Origin of the sequence: Bifidobacterium saguini DSM 23967 (genome assembly GCF_000741715.1) — a bacterium.
Lineage (GTDB): Bacteria > Actinomycetota > Actinomycetes > Actinomycetales > Bifidobacteriaceae > Bifidobacterium > Bifidobacterium saguini.
This window is the reverse complement of the sequence record NZ_JGZN01000003.1, coordinates 135,282-149,484: the sequence shown is the minus strand read 5'-3', so window position 1 is coordinate 149,484 and position 14,203 is coordinate 135,282. Positions and strand designations below refer to the sequence as shown.

Sequence of the window (14,203 nt, the reverse complement as noted above, 5' to 3'; positions counted from 1 at the left end):
AAATTCTTGGATCGTCGTGTGGCAACTAACGCATGGAAATGGCCACTGATTCCAACTGGAACAGGCCGGTGGAGGAATCGTATGACTTCACTTTCGCTTTGACATGCACTTTCAATCCCAAACTGAAAGTATCGGGAGCATTTGCACTGAGATGCAAATCCGAATAATTCACGTCAGCGAACTGGAAATTCGGACCATGCGCACTGGCATCGTCATCTCCGGCAAGAATCAAGTAATCGAAACGAGTTTTGTAATTACCATGTGGTGCCACACTAGCTACGTAACCGTCATATTCGATTACGTGATTTGCGTATTTCGTAGCGAATGCGCTTACCGATGAACCCATATCAGGACCGGCAAGCAGAGCCGCAAATTCAGGATTGTTCTGTTCGGTCATGCCAGCACTCTCCGCAGATTCACTGGATTGTGTATCGGTTTCCGATGGGTTCTCAGTTTGAGTAGTGTCAGTGCCAGTTGAAGGCGATGATTCTTCGTTGCCGCTGGAAGTATCCGACGATGTATTGTCACCGGAACTGTTGCCCGAGGGGAAGGCATGGTAGGTCACGACGATTTTCACATCGGACTTGAATTGTTCCGAAGCGGAGAAATCGGTTTCCCCGGCGACTGAAATCTTGTCCACTTCGCCCTCTTTGGTCATCCATCCGGTAATGAGATCTTCCTGAGCTTTGGTTTCAATATTGGTGAATCCGGCATTCTTCAGCTGTGTGACGACATCCTCATAATTCTGCCCTTCGAACGTGGCGGCAGATTCGGGCATTCGAGACATGCCTTCCGGTAACGGTGCATGTTCACTGGCAATGCCGCAACTAACAACGCCTATGAGAATCAGCACAAACAGCACGCCAGCGGCTATCCAAGCCAACGTAGTCCGCCCTTTACGGTCCAAGCCAGCAAACCAAGCTACAATCATCGTTCCAATTCCCGGCTTGCTCCGCGCTCCTGTTGTGCCATTCATATTGCCGGAGCTTCCTTGTGCCGTCTGCACTGGCACAGACGCGGATGCGAACCGCTGCGGCGTTGGGCCGGCCCATGTTGGTGAGTTGACCTGTAATTGCGCCGTCAAATCGTTGCGGAATCGCTCTGTATGCTTGTGCGCCAAGCCATCGTCAGGATCGGCTGCATACAAAGTCACTGTAGACGTATTTCCCTCATTGGAAACTACTGCAGTAAGGTCACAGCCGCCGTCATACGCCGCACAAGTTATAGACCGAGACGCATCATCGCAAGATTTCATCATGAATTCGGCACTAAAAGACAGCATATTGCGCATTGCGTCATACACATGCTGACCATCATTTTCGAAGCTGAATGTCATCAGCACCCGTCCATTAGGCTGAACTGTCGGTTCTGCCCCATTCTGCGCATCAGACATGGTCATGATTAGTTCCTTTCAGTGGCTGCAAACCGGTACCAGCGGAATTGGCATCTACGCCTTTGCCCGTATCGGAGGTTTCGTCCGATTGCTTTTCGGATATATCACGTGCGGCATCATCGACCGCACGCATACCGTGGAGGATGGCAGTTGCCAGTTGCGTGAATGCCTGTGTCATTCGTCCCCTCCGAATGACACAGGCAAGGGACTACCTAATAGGTGCCAGGCATTGCGAACAGAATCAGGCGTACGCACAAGCGGCGAGCCACCATTGAGCTCGCCCATGCTATGCGCCCACCGTGAATCCAACTTGCACCCTCCTGACGCTATGAGAGGAGGGACAGTAGCGCCTCAGTCACGTACTGAGTTTTGTTAAGAACCCCTACTCTGCACTTCTGTGTTCCATCGTGAAGGCGGCAAGTTATTATGTCAATGACATAATATGTTATAAATACACCGCTAAAAGAAGGCTTTTATATACCATGAATGATATAAATCGGCAGAACGCAACAATCTGGCGAGAACGACTCAAGCAATGCATGGAGGAACGCGGGTTGACGCAGCTGTCTTTTGTTAGTCAACTCAACAAGCAGTACTTGACCAGATATCACCAGAAAGATGTCAGCCGCTGGCTAAACACCGGCAATCGCACGGCTTCGGGAGAAATCGGCTTCCCCAAATACGAAACAATGGCGATGATTGCCGATTTCTTTGACGTGGACGTCGGGTACCTGACCGGTGAGACCGATGAGCGCACCTTTGACATGAGTCAAGCGTGCGCTTACACCGGTTTAGACAGTGCTTCAATCGAAGCTGTGCGCCAGTGGATTTTCCAAGATGCTAACGATGCCGTCATGAAGCATTACCGCACGGATACACTCAACAAGTTCCTTTCCTCACCGCGGCTTAAGGAACTACTCGCCAAACTCATGACGCTGCATGAAATGTCGACAATATGGAACAACGAACCCGACAAATTCGGCACACTGATGGCTACATTGGCCGACGACAGCGAGCTACCCACCGGTTTTACCGTCGAGCTCATCACCGGAGCCTTCCTCGGCCTCGCCAGCGAATCATTCTCGCAGCTGGTGCGGGAAACATACCCGACCCCACGAGCACATGAACAATGAGACCACCACATTGCAGTCATGCATTGCAAGCCCCATGCATAGAGGTCTACGCGCCGAAATTGCTATCGCCTTGCGCCTCAGCCTTGGCAATGGCGGTTGCGGCGTTTTTGGCTGTCCGATCGAGCACCTGCTCATATCCGGTCAGCGCCGCGAACGGCATGAACTGTGCAGCGCGTTTGCTTCGCGGCATCTGCGGATGCTTGCGTGACACATGATGAGGCAAACCGATGATGTCGTCATACGCATGGGTTTCTCGTAATGTCATGCGCGATGACCTCCAATCTGTCCGTTACGCTCCATGCCCGTAGCGCCTTCTTCCATGTTCATGGCCTTGACGACGGCATTTTTACCAAAACGCTGCTTGATTGTAAGCAGCGTGCGTTCAATGGTTTCATCGCTCTCAGCTCGACCGTGCTCATCACTCAGACACATCGACATTGAGGCATCTCCTTCTGAACACACCACTGACCCCGCACTGCCCTCAATATTCGACTTCGCCTGCTCAAACAAATCGAGCTGCTCATACCGTTTGCCTGCCGCAAGTTCTGCCGGCGTGGCTATGTCATCGGCAACCACCGTCAAGCGCCGCACCAATAGCAATGGATCCGCAATACGCTCGAACAGCAATGCCATTGCTTTTCGAATACGTTCGGTGGATGCCGTGTAATCGCCTAATCCGATAGAGCCCATTGCAGGTTTAGGCACTTTGCGCCCGTAATGGTCATAGGCCACCGGCCCGTGATATTCCTTTGCAGCCCGCTTCGCCAAAATGCGCATGTCACGATCTTCGCAATCGTCGAGCTTATCAGCGTCAAGACTGCCAATGTCATACCCCACAACCAGTGTGAGGCGATTGGTTTTCACACCTTTATCCACCAAGTCAAGCGCGAGCGCATCCGCCATCTCCTTGGTAATCAGCCGGGCTGTATGCCAGACCGCAGGCCCGGTAAGCACCTGACCGATACTGGTACTGTGCGCTTCCGGCTCATAGGCCTTGATATCCGCCATCGTGCATGGCTCCCAACCCCACGCGTGATCAATCAGCAGTTCCGCGTTCACGCCGAACATTCGGTAGAGCAGATCTTCGTTGTAATAGTCCGAAGCACGTCCCAACGAGCATCGAGCGATATCCCCCATAGTGAGCAGACCGATTTTCTCGAGCTTGCGCGCATAACCGTGCCCCACTCGCCAGAAATCCTTCAACGGCCGATGCCCCCACAGCAATCGCCTATATGACATTTCATCCAGTTCGACAACACGCACACCATCTTTATCGGCGGGCATATGTTTGGCCACGATATCCATCGCCACTTTGGCCAGATACATATTGGTGCCGATACCAGCAGTGGCCGTGATGCCGGTTTCGGCAAGAATGTCCCTCACTATGGTCATGGCCATCTCATGTGGCGTCATGCCCAATGTCTTCAAATATGGCGTGGCATCAATGAACACCTCGTCAATGGAATAGACATGAATATCTTCAGGCGCGGCATACCTCAGATAGATGCCGTAAATTCGGCCGCTTACTTCCAAATAATGCGCCATACGCGGCGGCGCAATCACCATAGTGGCCTTGAGACTTGGGTCCAAGGCCAGTTCGCGAGCGCGATAGGACGCCCCCACAAACCGCCCGCCGGGAGCATGAATCGCCCGTTCCATATTGATTTGGGCCAATCGCTGCTTGGCCTCAAAGAGACGTGGGCGCCCCGGAATGCCATATGCCTTCAGCGAAGGAGAGACCGCTAGACAAATGGTCTTATCCGTGCGCGTTTCGTCCGCCACCACCAGATGCGTGGTCAGTGGGTCAAGCCCGCGCGCCACACATTCCACGGAGGCATAAAAGGATTTCAAATCAATGGCCAAATACACGTGGCCACGCTGATCATTCATCTCTGCACCTCCTTCCGCCAGCAGTGGTCCTATCATAGCAAGGTAGTCGAACATTTGTTCGATGTTCTTGCCATAAGTGTCTCTACAAGGCAACGTGCAAGAAAACACGGTGATGTAGCCGCCGATTGGTAGGGTTAACAGGTAGTGAATCCCCCTGCTTGAAAAGGAGCTTTGGCTTGTCGGCTGAACTCGAAGACATTCATGAGGAATGTGGCATCTTCGGCGTATGGGGCCATCCCGACGCCGCCCGACTCACCTATTTCGGCCTGCACGCACTGCAACATCGCGGCCAGGAAGGTGCCGGCATTGTCTCCAACGATAACGGCCATCTCACCGGCCATCGCGGACTCGGCCTGCTTACCCAGGTGTTCAGCGATGAGCGTGAAATTGAACGCCTGAAGGGCAATCGCGCCATTGGTCATGTGCGTTACGCCACCGCCGGTTCCGGCACCACGGACAACATCCAACCGTTCATCTTCCGTTTCCATGATGGCGATGTGGCCCTGTGCCACAACGGCAATCTGACGAACTGCCCGTCTCTACGCCGCAAGCTCGAAGACGAAGGTGCTATCTTCCACTCGAACTCCGATACCGAAGTGCTGATGCACTTGATTCGCCGTTCGATGCAGCGTACCTTCATGGACAAGCTCAAGGAAGCGCTCAACACTGTGCACGGCGGTTTCGCCTACCTGCTGATGACCGAGGACGCCATGATCGGCGCACTCGATCCGAACGGCTTCCGCCCGCTTTCCCTCGGCAAGATGAAGAACGGCGCCTATGTGCTCGCTTCCGAAACCTGCGCACTGGACGTGGTCGGCGCCGAATTGGTGCGCAACATTCGCCCAGGCGAAATCGTGGTGGTCAACGATCACGGCTACAAGATCGTGCAGTACACCAACAACACGCAGCTGGCCATCTGCTCGATGGAATACATCTACTTCGCACGCCCCGATTCCAACATCTACGGCGTCAACGTGCACTCCGCTCGTAAGCGCATGGGAGCACGCCTCGCCGCAGAATCCCCGGTCGAAGCCGATATGGTCATCGGCGTGCCGAACTCCTCCCTTTCCGCCGCATCCGGTTATGCGGAAGCTGCGGGGCTCCCGAACGAGATGGGTCTGATTAAGAATCAATATGTGGCCCGCACCTTCATCCAGCCCACACAGGAGCTGCGTGAGCAGGGTGTGCGTATGAAGCTTTCCGCTGTACGCGGTGTGGTCAAGGGCAAGCGCGTCATCGTTATCGATGACTCCATCGTGCGCGGCACCACCTCCAAGCGTATCGTGCAACTGTTGAAGGAAGCCGGTGCCGCCGAAGTGCATATGCGCATCAGCTCCCCGCCGCTCAAGTACCCTTGCTTCTATGGCATCGATATCTCTACCACCAAGGAACTTATCGCAGCCAAGATGAGCGTGGAAGAAATCCGCGACTACATCGGCGCCGATTCCCTGGCATACCTCTCGCTTGACGGCTTGGTGGAATCCATTGGCCTGAACGCCGATGCCCCGTACGGAGGCCTGTGCGTGGCTTACTTCAATGGCGACTACCCCACCGCTCTTGATGATTACGAGGCTGATTTCCTGAAGTCGCTGACTCCGGAAGACCGTGTTCGCCTGCCTGAATTCGCTCTGTACAAGAGCAAGTACATTGGCAACGAATACAACACCGTGCAGCCTGAAAACGAATAATCAGGACAGCTTTCTTCATCTATCCTCAGCAACAGCACACCATTCAAATTTCAATCAATAACGACCACCCCTCAGTCTCGCTTCGCGAGCCAGCTCCCCTGACAAGGGGAGCCAGGGGCATCAGAAAGGCCCTTTCATGCCAAAAGCATATGAGAACGCCGGCGTAAGCGTTGAAGCCGGATACGAAGTCGTCAAGCGCATCAAGTCCCATGTGGCTCGCACCAACCGTCCCGGTGTGGTGGGCGGCATCGGCGGCTTCGGAGGCCTGTTCGATCTGGCTTCCCTGGGTTACAAGGAGCCGGTGCTGATCTCCGGCACTGACGGCGTGGGCACCAAGCTCATGGTGGCCAAGATGGTTGGCAAGCACAACACCATCGGCATCGATTGCGTGGCCATGTGCGTCAACGATATCGCCGCTCAGGGTGCTGAACCGCTGTTCTTCCTCGACTACATCGCCTGCGGCAAGAACGATCCGGCCCTACTTGAGCAGGTCGTAGCCGGCGTGGCCGATGGCTGTGTTCAGGCCGGCTCCGCACTGGTCGGCGGCGAAACCGCTGAAATGCCGGGCATGTACGACGAAGACGAATACGATCTGGCCGGCTTCTCCGTGGGTGTAGCCGAAAAGTCCGCTATTGTGGACGGCTCCACCATCACCGAAGGCGATACGCTCATCGGTCTGCCTTCCACCGGCGTGCACTCCAACGGTTTCTCTCTGGTGCGTAAGGCCCTGTTCGAGCAGGCCGGCTACACCGTAGACACCGAACTGGATGAACTTGGTGGCGAAAAGCTCGGCGACGTATTGCTCACCCCGACCAGGATTTACGTCAAGGCTCTCTCGCCGCTGTTCAAGGCCGGCGTGGTCAAGGGCGTGGCCCACATCACCGGTGGCGGCTTCATCGAGAACGTGCCGCGCATGATTCCGGACGGCCTCGCCGCCGAAATCAACCTCGGCTCCTGGCCTGTGCTGCCGATCTTCAACGTGTTGGAGAAGGCCGGCGAAATCGATCACAAGGAGATGTACAACATCTTCAACATGGGCATCGGCATGGTGCTCGCCGTTTCGGCAGAGCGCGCCGACGAAACCCTGAAACTGCTCGAATCCAACGGTGAAACCGGCTACGTCATCGGCCAGATCACCAAGGATACCGACGGTTCTCAGATCACGCTTAAGTAACGCTCAGCAATTCGTATCTTGGCTCCCCTTGATTGAAGGGGAGCCAACTCATTGGAAAGGACAATCATGGGTCAGAAAGTTCTCGTCATCGGCTCCGGTGCACGCGAGCACACCATCGCATACACCCTGCTCAAGGGTGCAAGCGTCGATGAAGTCACCGTGGCCCCGGGCAACCCCGGCATGGTCAAGGACGGTATTCATATCACGCACCTGAGCCAGTCGAATCATGCCGCACTCATCGAATTCGTGCAGCAAAACCATTATGACTGGGTGTTCGTTGGCCCTGAAGTACCGCTGATCGAAGGTCTTGTGGACGACTTCGCAGCAGCTGGCATCAAGGCATTCGGCCCGAACAAGGCCGCTGCTCAGATCGAAGGCTCCAAGGACTTCGCCAAGCAGCTCATGGAGCGTCACAACATTCCGACCGCTAAGTACCAGACCTTCAGCGACCTGGAGCTTGCCAAGGACTACGTCAACGATCATGGTGCCCCGATTGTTATCAAGGCCGATGGTTTGGCAGCTGGCAAGGGTGTGACCGTGGCTATGGACCTGCATACCGCCATTCGCGCACTGGAAGATATTTTCGTCGACCATCGCTTCGGCTCCGCTGGCGCCAAGGTTGTTATCGAAGACTTCCTCGAGGGTCAAGAATTCTCCCTGATGAGCTTCGTCAACGGCACCGAATTCTGGCCAATGCCGATTTCTCAGGACCACAAGCGCGCCTACGATGGCGACGAAGGCCCGAACACCGGTGGCATGGGCGCCTACAGCCCGGTTCCGCAGATTCCGCAGTCCGTGATCGACGAAGCCATCGAAAAGATCGTACGCCCCACCGTCGAAGGCATGGCCGAGGAAGGTACTCCGTTCACCGGCATTCTTTACGCCGGCCTGATCGCCACCGCCGATGGCCCGAAGGTCATCGAATTCAACGCTCGTTTCGGCGATCCGGAAACCGAAGTCGTGCTCCCGAAGCTCACCTCCGACCTCGGTGCCGGCATCAACGCCATTCTCAACAACGGCAACCCCGAGTTCACTTGGAACGAGTCCAACGCCACTCTCGGCGTGGTCATCGCCTCCAAGGGTTACCCGGAGAACGTCATCAAGGGCGCCCACGTTCCCGAAATCGACGTTGATGAGGATTCCCACGTTTACTACGCCGGCGTCACCTCCGACGACAAGGGTGGTCTCATCGCCAACTCCGGCCGCGTACTCCTCGTTGAAACCTCCGCCCCAGACATCAAGTCCGCCCAGGATAAGGTCTACGCAATCATTGACAAGCTGGAACTGCGGGGACTGTTTTATCGCCACGATATCGGCTTCAAAGCCCTGAAGTAGCAGAAGCAGCACATCTGCCGCGTTGCAGTCTCGTCGACGTACCTTTGTACGCCTTCCTCGACGCGCCTTGCAGCTGCACTACTTCTGCTACTTCAGGAACCTGAATGTGCGACCGAGGAGCAACGCATCTGCTGCGTTGCTCCTCGGTCGCGGTACCGTTGTACCGCTTCCCTCGGTGCGCCTTGCTACCGCACACATCATCACACATTCAGCGAGCTGAGGTAGCGAACACAACGCATGCCCCTGTGCCTACATAGGTACAGGGGCAAAGTTATAGTTGACGACAGTTTGTTCGGAAGGAATTACTGTATTCATGACGAAGTCCCCCCCTCTACCCGTACTCGTAAAGTTGCGGCCATTATCGCCTCTGTCGCAGCTCTTGCTCTTCCGCTGGGTATTGTGCCTATGGCCACCGCCGCAGATACCGCAGCCGTTACCACGACCTCCGCCCGCGCATTCCCCGCAGTCAAAACCACTCGCCACATTTCGGTAGGCACTGAATCCGTTGCCACCGAAAGCGACGGCAACTGGGGCGATGTTGAATCCCTGAACGTTCCGCAGACCCAGTCTCAGGCAGAAAAAGACGCTGAAGCTCAAGCTCAATCACAAGCCGCATCTGAAGCAGCCAGCCGCAGCTCCAGCCGTACCAGCATTGCCGCCAGCGACGTTCCGGTGTCCGGCAGCGCCTCTGATTTGGTAGCGTATGCACTGCAGTTCCAAGGTTCCCCATACGTATACGGTGGAACCACTCCTGATGGCTGGGATTGCTCCGGCTTCACTTCCTATGTGTTCGCTCATTTCGGCATCACGCTCCCCCGCGTTGCCGCCAGCCAAGGCTCTGCCGGCACACTGGTGTCCGACCCGCAGCCTGGTGATCTGATGATCAGTTCGACACACGCTGGCATCTATATCGGCAATGGTCTGATGATTCACGCCATGACTCCGGCTCTCGGCACACGAGTCACCGCAGTCATGAGTGGCATGCAGTATTACCGCGTGCTGAAGTAAGCATCAACGCATAATTCCAATTCCTACAGCGAGGGGTTAATGAGTATCACACAGCTCATTAACCCCTCGCTGTTATTTCCCAGGTTTCAGCTCAACTTGGACAGCAATGTAATCAACGCGGTACGTACTGTATGCAATGGCGGATAAATCATCTGCAGCGTATCCGGAAATTGCGGCTTGGAAACCACGGTTTTGATATGACTCATCGTATCGAAACCAGCTTTGCCATGATAGGCACCCATACCGGAGGCTCCTACCCCACCGAACGGTAATCGGCTGGACAGCAACTGCGCCAACGTCAACGAATAACCAAGAGCACCGGAAGACGTTTGACATTCAAACGCACGCCTAACTGCACGGCGGTTTGAAAACACGTATGCGGCCAGTGGATGCGGACGATCATTGATGAACCGAATAGCGGATTCCACATCTTCAACCACCAGGATCGGCAGAATCGGGCCAAAAATCTCCTCCTGCATCACCGGCGCATCAGGCCGCGTGCCCAAAAGTACGGTCGGCGCAATATACCGTGCTTCCCGGTCGGCCGTTCCACCGCATACCACACGACCATCCGACATGAGACCACACAATCGATCGAAATGACGATCATTGACAATCCGCCCATAATCAGGCGACATTGCAGGATTTTCCCCATAGAACTCGGTTACCGCCAGCGCAATTCGCTCCGCCAACGCTTGCGCAATATCCGCAGTGGCAAGCACATAATCGGGAGCCACACAGGTTTGGCCAGCGTTGGAGAACTTGCCCCATGCAATGCGCCGGGCAGCAACGTTCAGGTTCACAGTACTATCCACGAAACATGGCGACTTGCCACCAAGCTCCAACGTGACCGGAGTCAAATGCTTGGCTGCAGCAGTCATGACAATCTTGCCGACTCGTTCGCCACCCGTATAGAAGATGTGGTCGAACTCGCATTCCAATAGTCTGCCGGTTTCCTCTGCGCCACCTTCCACAACTGTGATGGCTTCGCCGTCCAAGTATCGCGGAACCAGCTTGGCAATCAATTGTGATGTATGCGGGGCAAGTTCGGAAGGCTTAATGCACACAGCATTACCCGCTGCCAATGCGTCAGCAAGCGGTTCAAGAGCCAGCAACACCGGATAATTCCACGGCGCGATAATCAACACCACGCCTTTCGGTTCGGCGATAGTCCATCCTGCTGCTGGCTGCAGTGCCCACGGCATAGGCTGAGGATGGCGAGCAGTCCAACTGCGCAGCCGATGGCGAACGAATCTGGCCTCCGACGACACCAGATTCAATTCCATCAGCACGGTTTCTGCAGCTGGCTTACCAAGATCAGGCAGTCTCAGCTGCAATGAAATCCTGCGTATGCTTTGCAATCATGCGTCGAAGTGCATCCAATTGCGCACGGCGCCAAGCCAGCGGCCGAGTGCGGCCGGACGCATAGGCATGCTTAAGCTGGGTAACGGATTCAGAAAACATAAGCATACCGTTCTTTCAGAACGTAGAGCCGGCAAGGTATGAAGGAACACGCCAAATGGCTTGAGCGCGGCCAAAGTACGTAGTGCATGTATTGCCGGCGAGCGCATCCGCGGTAATCGGATTAGCACTGGCCACACCGAGAAGTTCCGCCTGGCTCAGCAGTTCCCGCAATTCGGCATCTGCAGATGAGGTATGCGCAAGCACGCCTTCTGTCGCCGCAGCCAAATCCTTTTCACGGCTGGCCTGCGTTACCGGCATATCGTCGCGTGAAACATCATGTGAAACAAACTGTCGGCGGCTCACACCATCGGCATCATCCGATACCGCCGCGTCAACTATCACACTGCCATCTGGCAGTACGGTAATACGGCGATCATCGGTAGCATGCACAATGCCATGAGCGTCGGTCAGAGCAATGGACTCATAAATCAGTTCGCTTGACTCCCATCGCGAATCATCCTGCGGATACGGGTTGAACGCATGCTCAAATTGCGTGGTGACTTGCATTTCGGCACTTGCGGAAACCAGCGAACTGCTGGAAATAGCGCGATCATGAGCATCATAAGCCGTGGCAACCAGTTTCCCTGGCTCATACGGCACATGGAATTCAGCCATGCACTGGCGTACCGGAGCGGTGCCGACCACGTTGCCATTGAGCGTCAGCTGCACGGTTTTGCCGCCTGAAAACACTTGCACTATCGCGTCACGTCCCTCATAGCCGCTCCATGACCAGCTTTCCACGCCGTCATGCCCACGCTCGATGAACCGCAACGTTCGCCCGGCACGAGTGGCGCCATCCCCATAGAGCAACTGCATGGGCCGCACGGTGATGGCCGGCGCGCGCCGCACCCCGGTAACAATCTGCCGATACAGCATCTGGCTGGTTGCCATGCCAGTGATATCGATAAGGCCTGAGCCACCCAGCAATCCCGGATAACGACGATACGGGCCCGTGGCGCGGCCGCGAATGGCCATACGATGACCGTATTCGCGCATCCAACCATACGGCTCAGGATGGGAATACGCCCACGCACTGACCGAGGCTTCGCCAATGTAATCCCACCCGGTCCACACAAAATCACCAATCAAATACGGCAATCGTTTGGCATCAGGCCAAGTGTAGGCAATCTCCTGAGGGTAGGTTTCACTGGCACAAAACACACGATCAGGATGCTTGCGGTGGAAATACTCAGGACCTTGGCGGCAATAGTTCAATCCGGCCACATCAACCTCGTTGAATACCGCGTTGGTTTGCCTATCCATAATGCTGGTAGCGAGCGCCGCGGGCATCAGCTTGTCCACAACCGTGAGCATTGCCGGGCCGGAAGCATGTTCGAGCGTGGTGTTGAGGCCAGGCTCTCCTTCCACTGCAGCGTCATGCTGGTCCATATCAGCCTGGGTTTTAGCAGCCAAAGACAGAGAGATTGGATTTACGCAGTCGATGATTGGTCTGTTTGAATCAAATCCTCGGATAATGGAGCACATTGAGCGTGCGGCATCAGCGGCACGCGGCGACTTGGTATCCGCTATTTCATTGCCAATCGAATACAGCACTACACTGGGATGATTGCGGTCTTTGCGCACCATCGAAGCCAAATCCTCGGCGTAATGTTCCCGGAAAGAGCCGGCGTAATCGTAACTGGTTTTATGCATCCACCACATGTCGAATGCTTCATCCATCACCAGCAGACCAAGTTCATCGCAGGCGTCAAGGAAGGCCTTGGAGAGTGGATTATGGGCGGATCGAATGGCGTTGAATCCTTGGTTCTTCATGATTCTGGCGCGACGGTATTCGGCCTGCGGCAGGGTTGCGGCGCCGAGAATACCATTGTCATGATGCACGCAGCCACCGTTGAGGATGATGCGTTTGCCATTGATGCATAAGCCATGTTGAGCATCGCAGGTTAATGTACGGATGCCAAAACGTTCCGTATGTGTGTCGAGAATCGTGCCATCGGCATCATGAAGCGTGAGCTGTGCGGTGTATAACGTCGGCGAATCCGGCGACCATAGTTGCGCAGAGTCAATGATGCCCGCATCATCTTGAAATTCAGCCACCGTACCACCATTGGCATCGATGATGGCCGTGTTGAGATATTGGCCGAGAATCGGTGGATTATCGAGATTGACAGTTACCGTTGCGCTGGCCGTTGCGCCCGCACTCACTACAGTGTCAATGCGCACAGTATCCGGGCGAATCACATCAGTATGCTCCCCAATCCATAGCCATACCGGACGATAGATGCCGGAACCGGAATACCAGCGGGAATTCGGCACATGGGAGTTATCCACGAGCACGGTGACGGTATTGGAACCGGTGTGCAGGAGATCGGCGATATCGAGGTAATAGTCGCCATAACCGTAGGCGAGTTCTCCGGCTGGCTCATTATTGACCAGCACCGTGGCCCCTGGATAAACGCCTTCGAATTCCATGAGGCATGCGGCCGGCAGGTCGATTAAGTCCAGCGTAGTGCGGTATTCGTAACTGCCGCCTGGATAGTAGCCAGTATTGTAGCCGTTCCCTGTGCGCGGGGTGCGCGGCTCATGAATCATCGCGTCATGCGGAAGCGTGATGGACTGCCAAGCACCCTTGCCTGCACTGCTTATGGAACGGAATTGCCAACCGGAGTTGATATTGACGCGCTTCATGGCTTTATTGTAGGCCGTTCTATGGCGTGTGCCACACGATAGCAATATGCGAGTTTATGCACTCTCGTGACGGCTCGCCACGTTGCCTACAAACCGAAATCCGTATGGATTTCCGTCGCGGCACAGCCGCTCCCCTCACCTACGGACAGTCCACCGGGATTTTGATTATCAATAATTCCAACGGTTTTCAAGGATGTTTTAAGTAGCAACCATATTTAGCAACCATTCTTGTTCTTAAAATCGATGTCGTTTATTATAGCTGGTTTATCAGTGCATATAAGTGAACACGCCGATGAAAATCAAGAAAAACGGGGTTTGTGGGCTACTATACATGAATACATAAAATGAACCCCCGGCGTTAAAACCGGGGGTTCATTCATAGAAGAAATATTTATGACTTTTCAGTTTACATTATTTGTAATATCTGATGTCAGATAAAACAAAACCACGGTGGTCGATGCCGTGGTTT

10 protein-coding genes and 1 pseudogene are annotated in these 14,203 nt (G+C 54.9%); 5 read left to right on the top strand and 6 right to left on the bottom strand.

Features of this window, described 5'->3' with window-relative positions:
- Positions 1-25: 25 nt before the first annotated feature.
- Entirely contained in the window at positions 26-1,399 is a 1,374-nt protein-coding gene (locus tag BISA_RS12125; RefSeq protein ID WP_051917242.1) for a DUF4839 domain-containing protein, read from the bottom strand.
- On the bottom strand, positions 1,386-1,571 hold the full coding sequence (locus BISA_RS00675; protein WP_033889597.1) for a hypothetical protein: 186 nt from the start codon (positions 1,569-1,571) through the stop codon (positions 1,386-1,388). Before BISA_RS00675 ends, BISA_RS12125 begins: the two co-directional genes overlap by 14 nt.
- Before the next feature lie 229 nt (positions 1,572-1,800).
- Between BISA_RS00675 and BISA_RS00670 the strand changes: the two genes are divergently transcribed.
- Complete coding sequence (locus tag BISA_RS00670; protein WP_237746045.1) at positions 1,801-2,526, top strand: helix-turn-helix domain-containing protein; 726 nt, start codon at positions 1,801-1,803, stop codon at positions 2,524-2,526.
- Between the two features lie 46 nt (positions 2,527-2,572).
- On the opposite strand, the gene BISA_RS00665 is transcribed toward BISA_RS00670, so the two are convergent.
- On the bottom strand, positions 2,573-2,791 hold the full coding sequence (locus BISA_RS00665; protein ID WP_033889595.1) for a hypothetical protein: 219 nt from the start codon (positions 2,789-2,791) through the stop codon (positions 2,573-2,575).
- Entirely contained in the window at positions 2,788-4,416 is a 1,629-nt protein-coding gene (locus tag BISA_RS00660) for a Y-family DNA polymerase (protein WP_033889594.1), read from the bottom strand. The genes BISA_RS00665 and BISA_RS00660 overlap by 4 nt, the downstream gene beginning before the upstream one ends.
- Before the next feature lie 176 nt (positions 4,417-4,592).
- On the opposite strand from BISA_RS00660, the gene purF reads away from it, so the two are divergent.
- The 4 genes from purF (at position 4,593) to BISA_RS00640 (ending at position 9,621) form a co-directional block, all read left to right on the top strand.
- Positions 4,593-6,104, top strand: a complete 1,512-nt coding sequence (gene purF, locus BISA_RS00655; protein ID WP_033889593.1) for an amidophosphoribosyltransferase — start codon at positions 4,593-4,595, stop codon at positions 6,102-6,104.
- Between the two features lie 136 nt (positions 6,105-6,240).
- Positions 6,241-7,278: a phosphoribosylformylglycinamidine cyclo-ligase gene (gene purM / locus BISA_RS00650; protein WP_033889592.1), complete on the top strand. Its 1,038-nt coding sequence runs from the start codon at positions 6,241-6,243 to the stop codon at positions 7,276-7,278.
- 66 nt (positions 7,279-7,344) lie between these two features.
- Positions 7,345-8,613, top strand: coding sequence for a phosphoribosylamine--glycine ligase (purD, locus tag BISA_RS00645; protein ID WP_033889591.1), 1,269 nt, complete (start codon positions 7,345-7,347; stop codon positions 8,611-8,613).
- Positions 8,614-9,018: 405 nt separating this feature from the next.
- Positions 9,019-9,621 (top strand): C40 family peptidase, encoded by a 603-nt coding sequence (locus tag BISA_RS00640; protein ID WP_051917241.1) that lies wholly within the window; start codon positions 9,019-9,021, stop codon positions 9,619-9,621.
- A gap of 86 nt (positions 9,622-9,707) precedes the next feature.
- Here the strand turns inward: BISA_RS00640 and BISA_RS11805 are convergent.
- Both BISA_RS11805 and BISA_RS12120 read right to left on the bottom strand, forming a co-directional pair.
- Positions 9,708-11,085, bottom strand: a pseudogene (locus tag BISA_RS11805) (aldehyde dehydrogenase family protein).
- A 15-nt stretch (positions 11,086-11,100) separates the two neighbouring features.
- Complete coding sequence (locus BISA_RS12120) at positions 11,101-13,734, bottom strand: glycoside hydrolase family 2 protein (RefSeq protein WP_051917240.1); 2,634 nt, start codon at positions 13,732-13,734, stop codon at positions 11,101-11,103.
- Between the last annotated feature and the right edge of the window lie 469 nt (positions 13,735-14,203).